Origin of the sequence: Algimonas ampicilliniresistens (assembly GCF_030159955.1) — a bacterium.
GTDB classification, from domain to species: domain Bacteria; phylum Pseudomonadota; class Alphaproteobacteria; order Caulobacterales; family Maricaulaceae; genus Litorimonas; species Litorimonas ampicilliniresistens.
Map to the genome: position 1 here is coordinate 1,350,621 of NZ_BSNK01000001.1, position 20,451 is coordinate 1,371,071.

Annotated in this window: 20 protein-coding genes; 10 read left to right on the forward strand and 10 right to left on the reverse strand. The window is 55.5% G+C overall.

The features are described from left to right. Positions 1-14: 14 nt before the first annotated feature. On the forward strand, positions 15-653 hold the full coding sequence (locus tag QQL54_RS06365) for a glutathione S-transferase family protein (protein ID WP_284388791.1): 639 nt from the start codon (positions 15-17) through the stop codon (positions 651-653). 38 nt (positions 654-691) lie between these two features. After that, complete coding sequence (locus QQL54_RS06370; protein WP_284388794.1) at positions 692-1,492, forward strand: Coq4 family protein; 801 nt, start codon at positions 692-694, stop codon at positions 1,490-1,492. Positions 1,493-1,502: 10 nt separating this feature from the next. Here the strand turns inward: QQL54_RS06370 and QQL54_RS06375 are convergent, their stop codons facing one another. After that, positions 1,503-1,970, reverse strand: coding sequence for a cupin domain-containing protein (locus tag QQL54_RS06375; protein WP_284388796.1), 468 nt, complete (start codon positions 1,968-1,970; stop codon positions 1,503-1,505). 63 nt (positions 1,971-2,033) lie between these two features. Further along, positions 2,034-2,279 carry a 30S ribosomal protein S21 gene (gene rpsU / locus QQL54_RS06380; protein WP_284388798.1) on the reverse strand — a complete coding sequence of 82 codons (246 nt, stop codon included), beginning with the start codon at positions 2,277-2,279 and terminating at the stop codon, positions 2,034-2,036. Between the two features lie 149 nt (positions 2,280-2,428). Here rpsU and QQL54_RS06385 point away from each other — a divergent pair, with 149 nt between their 5' ends. Then, the gene (locus QQL54_RS06385; protein ID WP_284388800.1) at positions 2,429-3,385 is read left to right on the forward strand and encodes an alpha/beta fold hydrolase; all 957 of its coding nucleotides are present in this window, start codon (positions 2,429-2,431) and stop codon (positions 3,383-3,385) included. A 36-nt stretch (positions 3,386-3,421) separates the two neighbouring features. On the opposite strand, the gene QQL54_RS06390 is transcribed toward QQL54_RS06385, so the two are convergent. The 7 genes from QQL54_RS06390 to thiS form a co-directional block, all read right to left on the reverse strand. Continuing rightward, the gene (locus tag QQL54_RS06390) at positions 3,422-6,613 is read right to left on the reverse strand and encodes an amidohydrolase family protein (protein ID WP_284388802.1); all 3,192 of its coding nucleotides are present in this window, start codon (positions 6,611-6,613) and stop codon (positions 3,422-3,424) included. Between the two features lie 144 nt (positions 6,614-6,757). Next, on the reverse strand, positions 6,758-8,974 hold the full coding sequence (locus tag QQL54_RS06395; RefSeq protein WP_284388805.1) for a TonB-dependent receptor: 2,217 nt from the start codon (positions 8,972-8,974) through the stop codon (positions 6,758-6,760). Between the two features lie 118 nt (positions 8,975-9,092). Further along, positions 9,093-10,730, reverse strand: coding sequence for a CTP synthase (gene pyrG, locus QQL54_RS06400; protein WP_284388807.1), 1,638 nt, complete (start codon positions 10,728-10,730; stop codon positions 9,093-9,095). Positions 10,731-10,788: 58 nt separating this feature from the next. After that, positions 10,789-11,163, reverse strand: coding sequence for a preprotein translocase subunit SecG (gene secG, locus QQL54_RS06405; RefSeq protein ID WP_284388809.1), 375 nt, complete (start codon positions 11,161-11,163; stop codon positions 10,789-10,791). Positions 11,164-11,252: 89 nt separating this feature from the next. Continuing rightward, positions 11,253-11,840, reverse strand: coding sequence for a hypothetical protein (locus QQL54_RS06410; RefSeq protein ID WP_284388811.1), 588 nt, complete (start codon positions 11,838-11,840; stop codon positions 11,253-11,255). A gap of 57 nt (positions 11,841-11,897) precedes the next feature. Continuing rightward, positions 11,898-12,680 carry a thiazole synthase gene (locus QQL54_RS06415; RefSeq protein ID WP_284388813.1) on the reverse strand — a complete coding sequence of 261 codons (783 nt, stop codon included), beginning with the start codon at positions 12,678-12,680 and terminating at the stop codon, positions 11,898-11,900. Next, positions 12,681-12,884, reverse strand: coding sequence for a sulfur carrier protein ThiS (gene thiS, locus QQL54_RS06420; RefSeq protein WP_284388815.1), 204 nt, complete (start codon positions 12,882-12,884; stop codon positions 12,681-12,683). It abuts the gene before it with no gap. Between the two features lie 88 nt (positions 12,885-12,972). On the opposite strand from thiS, the gene aroQ reads away from it, so the two are divergent. The 7 genes from aroQ (at position 12,973) to lexA (ending at position 18,355) form a co-directional block, all read left to right on the forward strand. Next, positions 12,973-13,413, forward strand: coding sequence for a type II 3-dehydroquinate dehydratase (gene aroQ, locus QQL54_RS06425; RefSeq protein ID WP_284388817.1), 441 nt, complete (start codon positions 12,973-12,975; stop codon positions 13,411-13,413). Positions 13,414-13,431: 18 nt separating this feature from the next. Further along, a complete protein-coding gene (accB, locus tag QQL54_RS06430; RefSeq protein WP_284388819.1) occupies positions 13,432-13,917 on the forward strand; it encodes an acetyl-CoA carboxylase biotin carboxyl carrier protein in 486 nt (161 codons plus the stop codon). 13 nt (positions 13,918-13,930) lie between these two features. Further along, positions 13,931-15,280: an acetyl-CoA carboxylase biotin carboxylase subunit gene (accC, locus tag QQL54_RS06435; protein ID WP_284388821.1), complete on the forward strand. Its 1,350-nt coding sequence runs from the start codon at positions 13,931-13,933 to the stop codon at positions 15,278-15,280. Beyond that, positions 15,280-15,855 (forward strand): anthranilate synthase component II, encoded by a 576-nt coding sequence (locus tag QQL54_RS06440; protein ID WP_284388823.1) that lies wholly within the window; start codon positions 15,280-15,282, stop codon positions 15,853-15,855. Before accC ends, QQL54_RS06440 begins: the two co-directional genes overlap by 1 nt. Beyond that, the gene (trpD, locus tag QQL54_RS06445; RefSeq protein ID WP_284388825.1) at positions 15,852-16,865 is read left to right on the forward strand and encodes an anthranilate phosphoribosyltransferase; all 1,014 of its coding nucleotides are present in this window, start codon (positions 15,852-15,854) and stop codon (positions 16,863-16,865) included. Before QQL54_RS06440 ends, trpD begins: the two co-directional genes overlap by 4 nt. A gap of 5 nt (positions 16,866-16,870) precedes the next feature. Beyond that, complete coding sequence (gene trpC, locus QQL54_RS06450) at positions 16,871-17,641, forward strand: indole-3-glycerol phosphate synthase TrpC (RefSeq protein ID WP_348520711.1); 771 nt, start codon at positions 16,871-16,873, stop codon at positions 17,639-17,641. A gap of 72 nt (positions 17,642-17,713) precedes the next feature. After that, positions 17,714-18,355 carry a transcriptional repressor LexA gene (gene lexA, locus QQL54_RS06455; RefSeq protein WP_284388829.1) on the forward strand — a complete coding sequence of 214 codons (642 nt, stop codon included), beginning with the start codon at positions 17,714-17,716 and terminating at the stop codon, positions 18,353-18,355. Between the two features lies 1 nt (position 18,356). Here lexA and QQL54_RS06460 read toward each other — a convergent pair whose 3' ends face one another. Beyond that, complete coding sequence (locus QQL54_RS06460; RefSeq protein ID WP_284388831.1) at positions 18,357-20,438, reverse strand: ComEC/Rec2 family competence protein; 2,082 nt, start codon at positions 20,436-20,438, stop codon at positions 18,357-18,359. Positions 20,439-20,451 lie beyond the last annotated feature (13 nt).

Consider the following 20,451-nt stretch of genomic DNA (forward strand, 5'->3'; position numbering starts at 1 on the left):
AATTAAGGAGAAAGATGACCATGCTCAAGCTGTATGATTGCTCAACGGCCCCATCACCTCGCCGCGCCCGCATGCTTCTCGCTGAGAAAGGCATTGAGTGGGAAACGATTGAGGTCGACCTCAGAACAGCGGAGCAACTCAAGCCTCACTTTCTGGCGATCAATCCGCGCGCCACGGTTCCCGTTCTCGTTACCGAAGCTGGCGACACAATCGCGGATAATATTGCGATTGCTGCCTATGTCGAAGCGCTTCACCCGACGCCCCCATTGATGGGAACGACGCCGCTCGAAAAAGCCCGTGTCCTTGAGTGGGATTTCCGTTGCACAATGGAAGGCCTGATGGCGTTTGCCGAAGTGCTACGGAATAGCTCGCCGCATATGAAAGGCCGCGCATTGCCTGGCCCCCGCAATCTCGATCAGATTCCGGAGCTTGCCGAGCGCGGTCGGACACGCTTGGCTTGGTTCTTCGAGGATGTGGAAGCGCATCTTAAAGACAACGATTATCTGGCTGGCGATCATTATAGTTGGGCGGACATCTCGCTCACAATTCTGTTCGATACGGCGCGCTGGATCAAAGCCCAACCAGGCGACGATCATCCCGCGCTTCAAGCCTATATGGCGCGCATGCGCGAACGACCGTCATACAATCTTTGAGGGTTGAGCGTTAAGGTCATGCGTATATGGATGGTATTATGACACGTAGTTCGACTCCTGACGCTATTCCCGTACCGAGAATGCCGCGACGCTGGTTCAAAGCGATGCGGCACTTCAAGAACCTCATCGCGAATAAGGAAGACACGTCTCAGGTCTTTCACATCACCCATTCGCTAAACGGAAACGATCTGTACAAAGCGTTCAATCGATTTATCGCCGATCCAGAAGGCCGCAAACGGTTTGAAGAGCGGCGCTACCTGCCACCCATTCTCGATGACCGTGAGACACTCCGCGCCATGCCGAAAGGCTCACTGGCGGACGCTTATTGTACCTTCATGGACCGCGAAGGTCTGACGGCTCAGGGTCTGGTCGACGAATTTGATCAGTTCGCTGCAGAACTTGACGACACACGCACACCAGAGTTCAAATGGTATAACAACCGCTCTCGCGACACACATGACATGTTCCACGTCTTGACGGGTTATGGTCGTGATGCACTCGGGGAGACTTCCGTCCTTGCCTATAGCTACCAGCAGACATCCGGTCTCGGCATTCAGTTCATCGCCTATATGGGTGCGTTGGAAGTTAAACGCTGGGCGCCAAAAGGCGCGCCTGTCATCGGCTCGATCCGAGAAGCGGCGCGGCGCGGTAAAGCGGCCAAAAACATCATGCTCTATGATCTGATGGATCTGCTGCCTCGTCCGCTTGAAGAGGTTCGCGAGATGCTGAACGTACAACCGATGACAGTCTATCCGGAAGTCCACCGTATGATGCGCGAGGCGGGCCTTGATCCCTATGAAGCCGTGGGCGGAGCCATTGTCGATCCGGTCGCCGCTTAGGGGCTTCCCCTCAAGTCAGCTTTTCAACCCAATCTTTTGCGTCGGGCCAGTCCGACAACAGTGATTCCCGGTCGGCCAGCTCGAATCCATCAAATTCGAAACCCGGACTCACCGTACATCCGACCAGAGAATGGTCGTCTGCGTGACTGAGGGCCGCGCCAAACCAAACGCCCGCCTTGATCACAACTTGCAAATTATCGCGGCCCAACACATCGACACGGGTCGCACCGTCAGGCTCTAGCGAGTATATCTCCAGATCGCCGCCCTCATAATGATGCCAGATCTCGTCTGCATCAATCCGGTGAAAGCGCGAAACATCGTCCCCGCACAGCATGTAGAGAATAGCCGTTCCCGCAGAACGATCTCCAGCCGACGTTTCAACGCGCATCTCTGATCGGTAAGTCTCGCGGTAAAACCCACCTTCCGGGTGCGGCTGCAACTTATGCCGCTGGATCAATGATTGCGCCGCTTCTGTCATCCTATCCCCCAAAGAAAAAGCCGCCCAAGAGGACGGCTGTTCCAATCATCAATGAAGCTTAGCCTAACGAGAGTGAGTCGTCGGACGCTTCTTCTTGCTTGGGATCAGACCTTCGATCTGAGCGCGCTTGCGAGCCAATTTACGGGCACGACGAACGGCTTCGGCCTGTTCGCGGACGCGTTTCTCGGACGGCTTCTCGTAATGTTTACGAGCTTTCATTTCGCGCAGGATGCCTTCGTTTTGCAGCTTTTTCTTAAGCGCGCGAAGGGCCTGATCAACGTTGTTCTGGCGGACGTAAATTTCGACCATGTGTCGGTTCAACTCTCATTCGAATAAATAGCAAAAGGCCCCGTGTTGCCGCGGGACCTGCGTTCGAGCCGGGACATAGTGGCGATTCCCGGCATCCGCAAGGTGTTTTTGCGGTTGGCAGGCGGGGTTAAAACGCCAATTGTCATAGCATGAACTACGACAATCCTACGCTTGTACCCGTCGACGGGTTCCAAATCGCAACATACGCGAATGGGCCTGAAGACGGCACCCCGCTTGTGCTCATTCATGGTTGGCCTGAGCTGGCGTATAGTTGGGCCACGACCGTCCCGGCTCTGGCAGATGCGGGCTACCGCGTCATTGCTTATGATCTGCTCGGGTTTGGAAAAAGCAGTGCCCCTCGCGGGGTTGAGCATTACGGCATGGCCAATCTCATTGGTCATCTCGAAGCCGTGCTAAATCACTATGGCATCAATCAGGCCATTCTCTGTGGTCATGATTGGGGCGGAATTATTCTATGGCACGCGGTACGGATACTTAAACACCGGACAATAGCTGCGATAAGCATCAGCACACCCCATGTCGGCCGCGCGCCTGTCGATCCTATGACTATCTTCGAGAAACGGTTCGGGACGGAGCATTACTTCATTGAGTTTCGCGACCGTACAGACGCCGTTGAGGCGCTATATAATTCCGATTCCGACGCGTTTTTTCGGATGATGTTCCGAGCATCCCCGAACGGGTTGAAACTCACGCCAGAGCTGACGCACTTGCCTACGCGTTTCGAATCCTACCTCAGAGCGGGCGCGCCCGATAATGGCGACATGGTGGTCACACCAGAGCAACGGGCCGTCTATTCAGACGCTTATCAAAACACCGGCTTCCTGCCCGGCATGAATTACTACCGAAATACGACGGCGAACTGGGAAATGGCGCAGGGATTATCCACGACCATAGAGGTCCCGTCCCTGATGATCAGCCCAGAGGATGATTTCTTCCTGCCGCCCAGCACGACCGACAGCATGGTGAAGACCGTGCCAGATCTGACACGGGTGACGATCCCCAACTGCGGTCATTGGGCGATGTGGGACAAGCCTGAGGCTGTCAACGCAGCCCTGTTGAGCTGGTTAAACCAACGCGGTTTCTAAGCCGTCCTCAACCGAAATTGAGGACGGCTTAGACCCCTACTCCCACCAGTAGGGTAGACGCTTCGCGTCGCCAGTCTCGACCTCATTCATGGTCGCGCTCTCATAGAGACGGCCTCCAATCATGACGTGGGTCAGGCTTTCAGCATTCGCGATATCGGCGAGCGGATCTGCATCCATGATGACCAGATCAGCCAGTTTCCCGGCCTCAATGCTTCCGATATCTTTGGACAGGCCGAGATGACGCGCGGGTTCAGTCGTCGCCGTCATCAAGGCTTGTAGCGGGCTCATACCGCCGCGCTGGAAGCTTTGCATCTCCCAATGTGCCGCAAGCCCCTCACGTTGACCATGCGCGCCAATACTAACTGGCACACCCGCTTCCATCAGTTTCTTAGAGACCGCGCCGGACGGCGCGTCGGCATAATCCTCCATCGGTGCCATTTGGCGACGAACGGAGCGGGCCTGCAAGATGGTTGGCGGCACATGTTTTGACAGCAGCGGATGCTTCCAGACATCCGTCGTCTGGTAATAATAATCCTCACCGCGAACGCCGCCATAGGTCACAGCTAAGGTCGGTGTGTACGCAACATTGGTCTGGCTAAACATCTGGATGACATCATCATAAATGTCCGAAACGGGCAGATTATGTTCGACCGACGTGTTGCCGTCCTGAACCAGCGCCATATCCATATGATATTGCGATCCGCCCTCTGCGACGACGAGGATATTCGCCTCGCGAGCCGCCTCGACGACTTGTTGTCTCTGATCACGGCGCGGTTGGTTATAGTTTTTCACGCCCAGAGCGCCTTGTTTAGCAAGACGGTCGACATGTTCCTTCGCATCATCGAAGTTTTCGATGGAGGCGTAGAAGCCGGGAGCTTTTGCTCCATAAATCACTTCGCCAGTCGAATAGATACGCGGGGCGAGCAGTTTTCCAGCCCGCTGCATTTCAGCGGCCGGGAAGATCAGCTCTGCACGTGAACTTGGATCGAAGATTGTCGTCACACCAAGCGCAAGGGTCGCCACCGTTTCCCAATTTTGTTGCGGAACCAATCCAGAGACACCTTGAGGTCCGTGCGCATGGGCATCGATAAAGCCTGGCGTGACCGTCTTGCCGGCCAGATCGACAATCTTAGCCCCCGTCGGGATACTGACATTCGTGCCAACAGATTGGATACGATCGCCATCAATCAGGATGGTTCCCTGCTCGATCACGCCACCATCTTTGTTTGACATGCTCACAATGCGGACATTGGTCAGCGCCACGAGGCCCGTTGGCTTATCCGCCGACATTGTCATGCCAATGTCGGTGCCTTGCGTCACCGGTTCGAAATCATCGTCTGCCAGCTGAGCTTTCGTAGCTGAGAACAGTGTCGAACCGAGGGTCCAATTCAGTGTGCCGTTCATGCTCCAGCTCGGATAGGTCGCCCCACCTTCGCTCACCTTTGTAACAGGTAGTGCCTTGCTCGAGCGGCCGGCACTGACTTTTTGTGGTCCCGGCAGAAGCGGCGTTACATAGAGGTTATAGTTTTCGCGGAAGGCAACCTGACGGCCATCCGGGCTGACGACATAAGTTTGCGCCATTTTGTTGGTCGCATGAATACGTTCCTCATTACCCGTCAGATCGACGCTCACCAGCTGGCTCGCATCGTCGGCATAACGGGTGAAGAAGAGGCGACTATTCGAGCCATCGAAATGCGGCGCAGACCCAGACTTGGAGATGCGTTTGGCATCCCCTCCGCCGACGCGCTGTACATAAAGCCCGGTGTTAGACGACCATTCTGGTGCCACCAGATTGCCACCGCTGCGCTTTTCATAGGTCACATAAGCGCCGTTGGGAGACAGGCGCGGGCTGCGATAATGACCGGGCTCAGTCGTAATGTTGATCACCTCACCTGTTTCCAATTGGATCCGGTGGATCGTGGCCAATGCCGCATCATCCCACGACACAAAGACAACGGAGCGTCCATCGCGAGAAAATGACGGATGAAGTTCCCGAATATTGTCGGGAAGTTGCGTCAGGCGGGTCGCTTCACCCGTGCGTTGGTCGCGTCTGTAAATCTTGCCGAGGCTTTCCATCAGCACAGTCCGCCCATCGGGCGAAACTTCCACAAAACGTGGCATCTTGATGTCGAATTGAGCAGGAGACACGTCCGTCGCTGGCCGAGGCGCGTCGAGGACGGGGCGCGTATCATTCACCCGAAACTCAATATGGTCGATATTGTCTTCGGGCACGTCGTAACGATGGATTTTGCCCCTTGCCCAGAAGAAGATGCTGTTGCTGTCCGGGCTCCAATCCATATTTGGATAGACGCCTGTAATAGCCCAAGTTTCTTGCATATCTTGATCAAGATGATCGAAGATCATGCGTTCTTCACCGCTGGACAGATCTTTGAGGAACAGCCGCGATTGCGCGCGCACCCGTTTGACATAGGCTAGGTATTTGCCGTCAGGGGATGGCGTCGGCCGAACGGCTCCACCCGCTCCGCCGGCAGCTACGTCTGTCTCGCCCGTCTCCATATCGTAGCGCTTGATCTGGAATAGCTCTGTATTGGAATCTTGCGCATATTCGAAGATCGGACCGGAGGTGATGTTCTGACTATAATAAACGCCCTTCCCGTCAGGCGTGAACATCGGTTCGCCGAGTTCTTTCTGATGCGCTTCTGATGGGCGTTTCACGAGCTGAACGCCGGCCCCACCTTTGGTCGAGTACAGCCAGATCTCACCAACCCCTGCAGAGCGGGAGGTGGTGAAGTGCTTACGCGCCGCGATAAAATCGCCGGACGGATGCCAGGTCGCATTATTGAGCAGTCGGAAAGACTCGTCGGTCACCTGCTCCATGTCGAATCCATCCACGTCCATCGTCCAGATATTGTCGCCGCCCCCGCGATCCGATGTGAAGGCAATGCGAGATCCATCCGGCGAGAACCGCGGCTGCATTTCCCACGCCATGCCAGAGGCAATATTCTTCGCCGTGCCGCCTGTGACGGGCACTGTGTAAATGTCGCCGAGCATGTCGAACGCGATCGTTTGACCATCCGGCGAAACATCAAGGCTCATCCACGTGCCTTCGGTCACATCGATTTTGATGTTGCGAGTCTTTCCGGGCGGGTTGGTGACGTCCCACTTCGCCGCCTCTTTATCATCACCGTCTTGCGCTGCGGCCGGTAGACCGAGCCCGATCGTTGTAGAAAGCGCGACTGAGCACAGAAGAATGTGACGATATTTCATGAGGACCCCGAATAGTGTTTTGCGGTGGCTAGCAGGCCATGCGCGCAAGGTCACCGTCTGGGTCGACGTGTCCTCGGGAAATTTTGCCCAACAAAAAAGCCCGCTCCAAACGGAACGGGCTTCCAATGCATGATTGGTGGATCGCTAGAATCGCTTTGTGACCTCAACGCCATAGATCGAAGGCTCGTTGATGAAACCCGTGAAGTTATTAAAGTCCACGGCTCCCTCCAGCTCTGTCACAGCAAAGAGATTACGGACATAGACAGCGACTTCAAAATTATCCTTATGGATGTAACCGCCGCGCAGACCCACTTCTGTCAGACCGTCGCTGCGAAATTCCGCACTATCGTAGAGGAAGAAATTCACCGCGCTGCGATGGGCAACATCGCCAAAGACGAAAAACTCGCTATCATCTGACACCGGAATTCCGAACCGTGCCGACGCATTGGCGATATATTTCGGCGCTTGCGGTAAACGATTGCCATCAATCAGGGCGTTGCCTGTCACCGCATTGATCGGGTCTAGGATTGTGCAAGGCGCACCACAGGCACCGACTTCCAAAGACGCATCGCGAATTTCGGTGTCGTTGATACTAAAGCCTGCTGTGAGTTCGACATGATCCGTCGGATTTAGGCCAGCATCTAGCTCAATGCCGCTGCCGCTCACCGCAGCAGCATTCAGGAGCTGATTAAAGTTTCCGGCCCCGCCAACAGCTGTCAGCTGCTGATTATCCGTCTCGAAGTAGAAGGCTGTGGCGTTCAATGTGCCGCGACCATCCCAAAAGCGCGATTTGAACCCGGCATCGATGGAATCAATGGTCTCAGTTTCCGCCGTCGTCACAGCATCACCAAAGACTATCCGGCCCTGTACGTTCGGGGCGCGGAACCCGCGAGCGTAGCGAGTGAACAGGTTAAGGGTGTCGTTAACCTCATAGTTGAGGGCAAGGTCGCCCGTCACAACCGTGTCATTCAGACTGCGTTCGATTGGCCCCAGTGCACCAGAGCCAAACGGTCCAATTGTGCGGGACGCCACGAAATCTTTGTTCTCAACAGATAGGCGGATGCCGCCCGTCGCTGTGAGTCGATCGGTCGCTTGAAACGCGATGGAGGTAAAGAGCGCAAAAGCCTCTGTGTCCTGATCTTGAACGGCGCGACCATTGACGCCCCCGCCGAACAACGTGTCGAAGGACAGGCTCTCAATTTCTAGATTTTCGATAAAGGCAAAGCCGCCCAGCGTCACATTGACAGTATCTGTGGCATCGAAGTTGTAACGTAATTCCTGCGTCCACTGGCTGTGACCTGTGATGTTATCCTGGCTTTCGGCAGCAAATGGAATGAAGCCCGGGCCGGACGGCGGTGCAAAACCAGCGCCAAACCCGCCATCAACATCGCCACGCGCATCGACACGGACGCTCTCAAACGCCGTGATGGAAGTGAGTGTGCCACGGCCGAGGGCGCTATCAATCGTCAGGCTGGCACCGAAATTCTCAACATCGAGTATTTGTCCGGCGTCCTGAGCCGCTGTGAACCGGTCGAAATTCGGAACAAGCCCGCCCGTTCCTGGCTGGATCGAATTGGCTCGGAATGTACGCGACCCCCCATCTAACTTACGACCGTGCAGGTTCAGCAGAACGTTCGTGTCTTCATTCGGTTCGAAGAGGAGTTGTAGACGCCCTGCATATTCGTTGAACTCTTCATAGGCCTCCTCAGATGGATTAGGCGCCGTGTTCTCAACATAATCATCGCGACTTTGAAACAAGCCCGACAGTCGCGCCGATACAGTCTCGGAAAGTGGTCCACTGACCGCGCCTTCAAGATCGACTGTATCGAACCGACCATAGGCCGCTCTGACATAGCCTTCTGTCTCACGGGTCGGACGCGCGCTCTGGAACGTAATAACGCCAGCGGGCGTGTTCCTGCCAAAAAGTGTACCCTGTGGGCCGCGAAGCACTTCGATGCGATCAAGATCAAAAACCGGAAATCCTTTCAGGACCGGGTTTTCTAGGACCACACCGTCATAGACGAGACTGACAGGTTGATTGGCGTTGAGATCAAAATCAGTATTGCCAAGGCCACGAATGTAGAACCGTGGAAAAGTTCGCCCGAACGACCCTTCAGCATAGAGGCTGGGGACTCGCGCCGAGAGAAACAGAATATCTTCGGCGCCTGAACTAGCCACATCAAGCTCTTCGCCCCGAATAACATCAAGGGATAGCGGTACGTCCTGCAGGCTCTGCTCACGCTTTTGTGCCGTGACGATAATCTCATCGGCAATGTTGGATTGAGCGAAAGCGGACGACAAGCTCGTGCCTGCCATGAGGACCGTGCCAAGGGCGACGGTCGGAAGATAACTGGATTTCATGGACACTCTCAAAACAACAAATGAAGTCCGCGCTAAACGGCGCAGCGACTCCATGGTCAACTTGATTGTGACGGTTTTACAACAACATACCGTGAGCGGAATGTGATCTCATGAATAGTTAGACCAGTCGGCTTTGCTCCACGGCAGCACCGATAAAGCCGCTGAACAGCGGATGCGGATCGAAAGGTCGGCTTTTCAATTCTGGGTGAAATTGAACACCGACAAACCAAGGGTGGCCGGGGATTTCAACGATCTCAGGCAAGATACCGTCCGGAGAGACGCCGGAGAAACGCAGACCCACATCTTCCAAAGACTGACGATACTCGATGTTGACCTCGTAGCGATGGCGGTGGCGTTCGCTGATTTCATTTGTTCCATAGGCTTCTGCGACGAGTGAGCCTTCAGCCAGCACGGCAGGGTAAGCGCCAAGACGCATTGTCCCGCCAAGATCTGTGTTCGCTGTTCGTTCGAAACGCTCATTCCCGCGCGTCCATTCCGTCATTAGACCGACAACATTTTCACCCTCATCCCCAAACTCTGACGAGCTGGCGCTATTCATATTGGCGAGGTTTCGGGCCGCTTCGATGACCGCCATCTGCATACCAAGACAGATACCGAAGTAAGGAATTTTCTTCTCGCGGGCATATTGGACGGCTTTGATTTTGCCCTCTGTGCCGCGTTCCCCAAATCCGCCGGGCACAAGAATGCCGTGCGCGCCGCGCAGGACCGCTTCAGGCTCCATGGTCTCAAAGTCTTCGGCTTCGATCCAGAGGATTTTGACCTTCACCTCATTGGCAATACCCCCATGAACAAGGGCTTCGGTGATGGATTTGTAAGCGTCGGGCAGAACAGTATATTTGCCAACGACGGCTATTCTCACCTCACCATCCGGGTTGGACTGCGTGTTGTCGATTTCCTGCCATTTAGACAAATCAGCGTCAGGCGGCGTGAGGATACCAAAATGGTTCAGTACTTCGCGGTCCAGACCTTCTTCGTGATAGGCGAGCGGCACAGCGTAAATCGACCGCGCGTCTAGACCTTGGATGACAGCGCTTTCACGGACATTGCAAAAACGAGCGATCTTCTGACGCTCAGTTTTCGGGATCTCGCGCTCGCTACGACACAGCAAAATATCCGGCTGGATGCCGATGGAGCGGAGCTCTTTGACTGAGTGCTGCGTCGGCTTCGTCTTCATTTCGCCCGCCACGGCAATGTAAGGCAGCAGCGTCACGTGAAGGAAACAGCATTGGCCGCGCGGCAATTCTTGGCCCAGTTGGCGCAAGGCTTCGAAGAAAGGCAGACCTTCAATATCACCAACCGTGCCGCCAACTTCGCATAAAACAAAATCAACATCGCCTGCATCAGACAGAACGAAGTCTTTGATTTCATTGGTTACATGCGGAATCACCTGTACAGTCGCACCGAGATAGTCGCCACGGCGCTCTTTGGCGATGATGTCGGAATAGATCCGCCCTGTCGTGATATTGTCGCCCTGCGTCGCGGACACACCCGTAAAACGCTCATAGTGACCAAGGTCGAGATCCGTCTCAGCACCATCATCCGTCACATAGACTTCGCCGTGCTGATAGGGGCTCATCGTGCCTGGGTCGACATTCAGATATGGATCCAGCTTGCGCAGGCGGACGTTATAGCCGCGCGCCTGCAGCAGTGCGCCTAATGCCGCTGACGCCAGGCCCTTGCCCAGCGACGAGACGACTCCGCCTGTAATAAAAATATAGCGAGGCTGTTTGGCCATCAACACAATATCCCGACGCCCAGCAAAGGACGCAGGATCGCGTTCTCACCAGTGGCGTTTACTCGTCAGTGTCGGTGGGGTCCGCAGGAGTTGTCGCAGGCTCTTCCAACGGGGTTGTCTCATCGGACGACTCGGCGGGTGAGGTCAAGCCACCAACTTCGTTGTCCACATTATCTAACGCACCACTGTCATTATTTTCGAGCGCAAATACGACTGAGAGCAAAAGAGACAGGATGAGAAAGATTGTACCGAGGATCGCTGTCATCCGCGCAACAGATGTCGTCGCCGCACGACCCGACATAAAGCCACCGCCTCCGCCACCACCGCCGCCGCCGCCAATACCCAGTGCACCGCCTTCGGAGCGCTGAATCAGGATCAGTCCGGTCATGATGACCGAGAGGATGAGAAGGATAACAAGCAGGACGGTGGACATAGAGACTTCGCAGTAGGCGGATGGACGTCAATCAGACCGCCGGGCCATAAACCGGACAGGCGGCGGTTTCCAGCCTCAATGTCTGCCCGTTACATTTTGCCAGTCACATGGTGATAAACAATCGGCACGTCCCGAGATGGACGGTTAGTTGGCAGTGAGCACTTCATCTGTCGGGCCATACCTTTGATATAAGCGCGCCGGACCAGACCGCGTTCGTAAGCCTGCCGCGCATCACGCTCATTTCCAGCTGCACCGGAAATGGCGCGAACCACACCACGAAAAGGAATCAACACGCTGCCAATGGTGGACGAGGTCGCATTCAAAGCTGTTTGTTCACGGCGAACGGCTTCATCTTCGGGGATATCCAGATCAGAACCGAGCAAAGCGTTCAACGTGGCCAGATCGGCTTTGATCGCGTCGCAACTTGACGGGGCATTCGCGTATGGGTTTGTCATCGAAACCAGATATTCAGGGATTTCAATATCATTCAAACCAATGTCGTTGACGGGCGACGCCATCGCAGATTGTACGTCCCGCGTTTCTGCACCCTGAAAGGAGCCCCGATCCTTCGTCGATGCACAGGCCACAAGGGACAGACCAATAAGGGTCAAGGCGGCGATTCGAGATGATGTCGCGGCGAGTAAACGCAGTTCTTTGCGGCTCGGTGCAATAGACATGTAACTTCCTTCCCCTAGCCGGGCTCTAGATTGAAGCAGCCTTAGACAACATTCAGCCTAAATAAGGCCGGCCAATGGCGAACTTGGATCGGCATAAAGTTTCTTTGGCATCCGTCCGGCCAGATAGGCCTCTCGACCCGCAATAACCGCATGTTTCATGGCGCGTGCCATTCTGACTGGGTCTTTGGCCTCGGCGATGGCCGTATTCATCAACACGCCGTCACAGCCCAATTCCATGGCCACCGTCGCGTCAGACGCTGTCCCGACCCCTGCATCGACAATGACAGGCACGGAGGACTGTTCGATAATCAGCCGGATATTAACGGGATTTTGGATACCCAGTCCTGATCCGATCGGTGCGCCCAGGGGCATAATCGCGGCAGCCCCCAAATCTTCGAGTTTACGCGCAAATACAGGGTCATCGCTGCAATATACCATGACCTCAAACCCGTCTTCTTTCAGCAATTTCATGGCGCGAAGCGTCTCTTCCATATCGGGATAGAGATGTTTCGGATCTGACAGCACCTCCAGCTTCACTAAATCCCAACCGCCCGCTTCTCTGGCGAGTCGGAGCGTCCGGATCGCATCTTCGCCCGTAAAACAGCCCGCCGTATTGGGCAGATAGGTTGTTTTTTCAGGGTCGATGAAGTCGGCCAGCATGGGCGCGGACGCATCTGACAAGTTCACGCGCCGGACAGCGACAGTGACAATATCAGCGCCAGACGCTGCGAGAGCATCGGCATTCTGCTGATAATCAGCATACTTGCCCGTGCCAATAATCAGGCGCGACTGAAAAGTCCGTCCCGCAACGATTAGATTGTCAGTAGAAGTTTCAGGCACTTAACCGCCTCCGATGAAGTGGATGATCTCGAGTTTATCGTGATCGTTGAGAATCACTTCGCCAAATGTACTTTTGGGAATGACTTCGAGATTGCGCTCAATGGCAATTTTACGTTCCGGCAATCCCAGATGAGCGATCAGCATCGCAACGGTTAATCCGTCCGGAAGGTCGTCATGATCTTCGCCGTTTATAATGAGATGCATCGCCTTACCGTGACTGGTCTTTGACTGACCGCTTGTTGAAATGCGAGCCGGGCGTTAACACGCAGCTCTTGCTTGCGCAAAGGACCCAATGCCGAAAGCCATCCACATCATCAACGGCCCGAATCTTAATCTGCTTGGTACAAGAGAGCCTGAGATTTATGGGTCGCAAACCTTGGCCGACATTGAAACCCTGTGTCGGGACGCTGCGCCGCAAGCCAATATTACGTTCAAGCAGTCAAACATTGAAGGCGAATTGGTTGATTTCATTCAAGAAGCAGGTCGAGACGCCGATGTCATCATCATCAATCCAGCCGCCTACACGCACACATCAGTCGCGCTGTACGATGCGTTGAAAGCCGTTGGCATTCCTGCAATTGAGATCCACCTCTCACAGCCCGCTGCGCGGGAAAGTTTTCGACGTCGGTCCTTTGTTTCAGAGGCTGCTGTTGGCACGATTAGCGGCTTTGGTGCAGAGTCCTATCTTTTAGGGCTGCAAGCTGCGTTAAATCTCGCTAAGGCGAGCGGATAATTTTCGACGGAGACACCCATGGCGACTACCAAGGGCAATACAGACCTCACTCTCATCAAGGAACTTGCGAAAGTTCTCGAAGGCAGTGAGCTCACAGAAATCGAAATGAAAAAGGGAGACCTGAAGATAAGGGTCTCTAAAAATGGCGGGCCGACCACACAGCATATTATGGCTGGCACCCCTATGGCCGCGCCAGCTGCAGCCCCTGCCGCCAGCGCGGCTCCCGCAGCCGCAGCCCCCATGCCTACGGCAGCGCCGAAACAAGATCATCCAGATGCGGTAACATCGCCTATGGTCGGCACTTGCTATCTACGCCCCTCACCAGATGCCGATCTGTTCGCAGAAATCGGGTCTAAGGTGAAAGAAGGCGACACCATCATGCTGGTCGAAGCCATGAAAACGTTCAACTCAATCACAGCCCCGAAATCCGGCACTCTATCCGCCGTCTTCATTGAAGACGTCTCTCCCGTCGAGTTCGGCGATTCGCTGTTCTTGATCGATTAGGGCTGTTCCACCGATGATCAGCAAGATCCTCATTGCCAATCGCGGCGAAATCGCCCTCCGCATCCACCGTGCCTGTAAGGAAATGGGCCTGTCATCCGTGGCGGTCCATTCCACAGCGGATAAAGACGCGATGCATGTACGCTTGGCAGACGAATCCGTCTGCGTCGGCCCACCCTCCAGCACAGATAGTTACCTCAACATCCCAGCGATCATTGCAGCGTGCGAGATCACGGGCGCAGATGCTGTTCACCCCGGCTACGGATTTTTGTCAGAAAATGCGCGCTTCGCTGAAATCGTTGAAGCGCACGGCCTGACCTTTATTGGCCCGACGGCGGAGCATATCCGCATTATGGGCGACAAAATCACCGCCAAAGCGACTGTGGCTGCGGCTGGCATCCCGGTTGTACCCGGCAGTGACGGCGAAGTTCATGACTTCGCCGAAGCGAAGGAAATCGCGAAAGAAATCGGTTTTCCTGTCCTGATCAAAGCCTCTGCAGGTGGCGGCGGTCGCGGGATGCGGCTGGCTGAAACCGAAGCCGATCTGGACGAAGCCCTACGCTCGGCCCAAACCGAGGCCGAAGCGGCCTTCGGGAACGGCGCGGTGTATCTGGAACGCTACCTCAAAGGTCCGCGCCATATCGAAATCCAAGTCCTCGCCGATACACATGGCAATGTCGTGCATTTGGGCGAACGAGATTGCTCGCTACAGCGCCGCAATCAAAAAGTTCTCGAAGAAGCCCCTTCTCCCGTTCTGACCCAGAAAGAGCGCACCGAAATCGGCAATATTACAGCGAAAGCCATCAAAGCGATCGGTTATCGCGGCGCTGGAACCGTTGAATATCTCTATGAGAATGGCGAATTCTTCTTCATCGAGATGAACACTCGACTGCAGGTCGAACACCCGGTCACGGAAGAAATCACTGGCATCGACCTCGTCCGCGAACAAATCCGTGTCGCGGATGGGCTAGCGCTTAATTACAAGCAAGCCGACATCAAGTTTAACGGCCATTCCATCGAGTGTCGTATCAATGCCGAACATCCCTTCACCTTCGCACCCTCACCCGGCAAAGTCGAAGATTTCCATGCGCCCGGTGGGATGAATACACGTATGGATTCAGGCCTCTACACCGGATATTCTGTGCCACCACACTATGACAGTCTGGTCGGCAAACTGATCGTTTGGGGCCATACGCGCGAGGGCGCAATTTTACGCCTACGCCGTGCATTGGGTGAGATGGTCATCTCCGGCATCACAACCAATAAGGCGCTGCATGAAGCCTTGATTGAGGATTCAGAGTTCCAATCAGGCGATTACAATATCCATTGGCTGGAAAAGTGGCTTAAGGAGCGCGCGAGCGAGTAATGCTCCTCGTCATCGACAATTACGACAGCTTTACCTTCAACCTCGTCCACTACGCGCAAGAGCTGGGCGCGGAGACTAAGGTTGTGCGCAATGATGAGTTAAGCGTCGAGGACGCTCTCAACTCGGGCGCGAAGGCAATTCTGCTCTCTCCCGGCCCTCGCACGCCTGACGAGGCCGGCATTTGTCTCGACCTTATTCGCAAAGCCCCTGACCAACTCCCGATGCTGGGCATCTGCTTAGGTCAGCAAGCCATGGGACAAGCCTTTGGCGGGCACGTTATTCAGGCCAAAGAGATCATGCACGGTAAGACGTCGCCGGTTCTACATGACGGCACGGGTCTGTTTGAAGGGCTAGATAGCCCGTTTGAAGCAACGCGCTATCATAGCCTCGCCGTCGAGCGCGACAGCCTGCCGGGCGAGCTGCTCGTCAATGGATGGACTGAAGATGGTGAGATTATGGGCTTTCGCCACGCGACTCGCCCTATCCATGGCCTGCAATTCCACCCCGAGAGCATCGCGTCAGAAAACGGTCACGCGCTAATCGCAAAATTCCTCGATATTGCTGAGCTGCGATGAGTTTCGATGCAGACATTCTGCGGACGCTGAGCCGGAACGAACGACCGAGCGCGGATCAATTACAGGCCGCTTTGAGCACAATACTGGCCGGAGAGGCTCAATCAGAACAGATTAGCGCGTTGCTGTTGGGTCTTGAAATGATTGGACTTACTGCACGTGAAGTGCGGATTGGAACCGAAGTCATGCGCGCCAACATGATCCCTGTTCACCTATCAAGTGACGTGATCGACATTGTTGGAACAGGCGGAACGGGGCTTCACACGCTATCTATCTCGACAGCGACAGCGATTGTCTGCGCCGCCGCCGGAGCCAAAGTGGCCAAGCACGGCAACCGCGCCGCGTCCTCTCTAACCGGAACGGCCGACACACTCTCTGAGCTTGGGGTCAATCTCGCCGTGTCTCCTGAGAGAACGGCGGAGATCATTGAGACGGTCGGTTTGGGCTTTCTCTTCGCACCGAACCACCACCCCGCCATGCGCCATGTCGGACCTGCGCGAAAAGCGCTCGGTATCCGGACGCTGTTCAACATGCTGGGACCGATGAGCAATCCGGCAGGCGCGAAGAGGATGCTGTTGGGGGTTTGTGACGACCAATGGCGTCGCCCAATGGCTGAAGCGTTGAGAGACATCGGCGTCGATCACGTTTGGCTCGTGCATGGCCATGACGGCATGGACGAGATTACCACGACAGGGCCGACCTCCGTTACCGAAGTCAAAGGGGCAGATATTCGTGAGTTCACCGTCTCACCGCAGAGCTACGGCTTTGAAATGGCTACACTGGATAGCTTACGCGGTGGCGAACCGACCCAAAACGCCGAGGCTCTGACGGATTTGCTCAATGGTCAATTCAGCGATTATCGCGACATCGTCGTTCTAAACGCGGGCGCAGCGCTCATGATTGCTGGCATTGCGGCGGATATTCCTGCCGGGATCGATCTCGCCACTCAGGCGATCGACAGCTTCAAAGCGCGTGACACGCTAGCGGCCCTCGTCACTTCCACCAACGCATGATGGATGTGCCCGACATTCTGGCCAAGATCGCCGCCTATAAGGTTGACGAAGTCGCCGAGATTGATCGCAATTGGGTTGAGGCAACGCTGAAGACTGTGTCCACACCCCTCGGCTTTCAAAACCGTCTAACCAACAGCCCCTCGCCCGCGCTGATCTGTGAAGTCAAAAAAGCCTCACCCAGCAAAGGCATCATCAGAGAAGACTTCGATCCTGCCAACATAGCACGCGCTTACCAATCCGGTGGGGCGGCCTGTCTGTCTGTTTTAACAGATGGTCCGGGATTTCAAGGTAGCAAAGTCATTTTCGCCGAGGTTCGAAACGCGACTGACTTACCCCTGCTTCGCAAGGATTTCATGATCGACCCCCTTCAGGTGCGCGAAGCGCGGGCTATGGGGGCGGACGCGATTTTAGTCATCCTCGCCATGACGGACGACACAGTCTCCAAACGCCTGATTGACGAAGCCGAACAGCTCGGCATGGATGTGCTGGTCGAAACGCATGATGAAAGCGAACTCCAGCGGGCGATTGATCTCGGCGCGACAATGATCGGGGTCAACAATCGCGATCTGCGCACATTCGACACAACGCTTGCAACGTTTGAACGGCTCGCGCCGTTTGTGCCGTCCGGCGCCTTGCTCGTCGCTGAGAGTGGCATTTTCACACGCGACGATATTGATCGGCTCGCGGCTGCAGGCGCGCAGGCTCACCTCATTGGGGAGAGCTTGATGCGTCAGACTGACGTTGAAGCCGCCACGCGTGCCCTGAGAGGCCGATAAACCTTTCCTTGACAGAATCGGAACATTTGTGGAACAGATCGGAATGTTGCTAGTTTGTTCAAGGATATTGTCATGCTGACCAAGAAGCAAAGAGACTTGCTCCTGTTGATCGACACCCGCATCCACGCGGTTGGTGTTCCCCCCTCCTATGATGAAATGAAGGATGAGCTGGGCTTGGCGTCAAAGTCCGGCATCCACCGCCTGATCACGGCTTTGGAGGAACGCGGTTTTGTCAGGCGTCTACCGAACAAAGCCCGCGCGCTCGAAGTTATCAAAATGCCGGAAGGCTTACAGAGAGACGAACCGTTAGCGCCCATCCCTGCCAATGACAGTTTCGAGATTCCCTTTGTTGGCAAGATCGCGGCCGGTCTGCCCATTTCAGCGATTGAGGATTCTTACAACCTCATGGCTGTTCCCCCCAGCATGCTTGGGAATGGCGATCATTACGCGCTCGAAATCGAAGGCGAGTCGATGACGGGTGCCGGTATTATGGATGGTGACGTTGTTGTCGTTCGTAAGACCAATACCGCTCGCAATAATGAAATTGTCGTCGCCCTTGTTGATCAAGAAGAAGCGACGCTCAAACGGATTTATACACGCGACGGCATGGTCGAGCTTATTGCCGACAATCCGGATTTCCCGACCCGGAGTTTCGGCCCAGATCGTGTCGAGGTTCAAGGAGTACTCGTCGGGCTCGTCCGCAACTACCAATAACTCACGCACCGCGGCCCCAAGGCCGTGTTCGCCGTGTGTCTGAGCTTATGGGTGTCAGCCGAATAGGCTCACCCAGACGCAAATGCAGGCCTCCGCTCTGACGGAGGCTTTCGCTATCAATCAACAGAGCTTCACAAGCCCGCTTGGCTACAGGCCCAGCCCGCCGAGATGGCAAGATCACCAGATCACTATCCGTGCATGCTTCTGGCACTTCGGAGGGTTCTTCGATGACCGAGATTGTCGAACCCATCACCGTAAACCGGCAGGCCAGAACATCACACTGCGCCAGCACGTCGCGATAATCCGTCCATTCAACCCCTGAGACGCCACTCGCGCGGGCAAATTGGTCGCGGCCATATCGATCCGCGCGGAGTGATGTGGTGACACCGCCACTTGCTGTTAGAAGGCTGACACGGCCATCCTCATTGATGCGCAGATCGTAGGTCGGGGCCAACGCCCAGAATGCGAAGACGATGAGCATGGTCAGAATTCCGACGGCTGCGCTGCGAAGCGTGCCAAAACAGGCGCATGCAAAGCCAAAACCGTAAAGCGCGATCACCCAGGGCTGGCTGGCTTTCACCGTTCCGACCGCCCCCGGTAACCCGCTCACCCAATCCGCGACCAGCAGCATAAAACTGATCGCTTTGCTCATGGCGAGCAGAGGCAAGGCCTCCGCGCCGAATGGCATGACGATCAGCGATAAGATGCCCAGCGCCATGACGACCGGAAACACGGTCATGGCAGCCATATTGGCCAGCAGCCCATATTGCGCGATCCGACCGAAATGGAGCAGGGCAAATCCACCCGTCGCAAAGCCCGCAATCAAGCTGGTGCCAAACAGGGACCCGTAAAAGCTCGTAATCCTATCTCGCAAACCCTGGTTTCGTCGGCGCGGACGATAATCCTGCCACGCGCGGAAGATAACCACCATGGCGGCCACAGCAGAAAAGGACATTTGAAACCCAACGCTAAGCAGGGCCTCAGGACGAATGATGAGCGTCAGGAGAGCCGCCACAGCGACAGACCGTAGGCTCAGGACACGACGGTCAAGAATGACGGCGAGAAAGGCTATCGTGACCATGATGTAAGCGCGCTGGGTTGCGACCGACGCGCCTGACAGTAGCAGATAGACCGTCGCTGCGAGAATGCCGATCATAGCCGCGATTTTGCGCACGTCTCGCCCGCGAGACAGGCGTTGAATGGCCGCGAGCAGCATGGATGCGACGACATAAACGCCAAAGGCGACCATCCCCATATGTAGCCCTGAAATCGCCAGTATATGAGCTAAACCAGACGCTCTGAGATTGTCAGTTTGTTCTTCGGGAATGTTGTCGCGGATACCCGTCAGCAGCGCCGCTTGCAGACCCGCCGTCGCCTCCGGTGATGCTTTGAGTACCCGATCCGCAATCCGGTGACGCGTCAAAGCGACGTTCGCTTTGACCTTATCAAGACGAGATAAGTCAGGCTCGAACGTTTGAGCGTCTGAAATGGCAAAGCCCGTGCCAGCGAGCCCATCAAAAAAGGCGCGCCGTCCAGGATCATATCCATGCGGGACGGCAGGCCCCGGCATCGGCCCGATGACGGCATCGACACGGATACCCTCACCCACCTGTAAGTCGGAGAAGTTTCGACCCACCCGGATTCTGACTTTGGACGGCACGCCTGTCTCAGGAACGGGGTCAACACTGGCGACCTCTATGGAAAGGCGCCGCATTCGTCCGCCGGTCTCGACGCGCGATACCCATCCATTGACCGTCATCCTTTGTTCGAACGCGACCGGGTTAGGCGACATTAACTGCGTGTGAGCCGCCGACCAAGCGAACCCGAAGAGTAGGACCGCAAACATCGCAACAGTTCCCGCCCAAGGGTAGCTTAGTCTCGATGCAAAGATCGTAACGATGCCGACCGACAAAAGGGACACAATGATGTTGGGTTCAGTTGGCCAAGCAAAATATGTCGCGATACCTATGCCAAACGCGATGATGGCTGTCTCGAATGAGAGAGCCGCACCGAGGCGCTCAGCCCAGCGAGATCTATCCTTCGCTGCGGACACTCCGGCAAAATGGCTTCCAAAATCGACCATGATCTTGCATAGA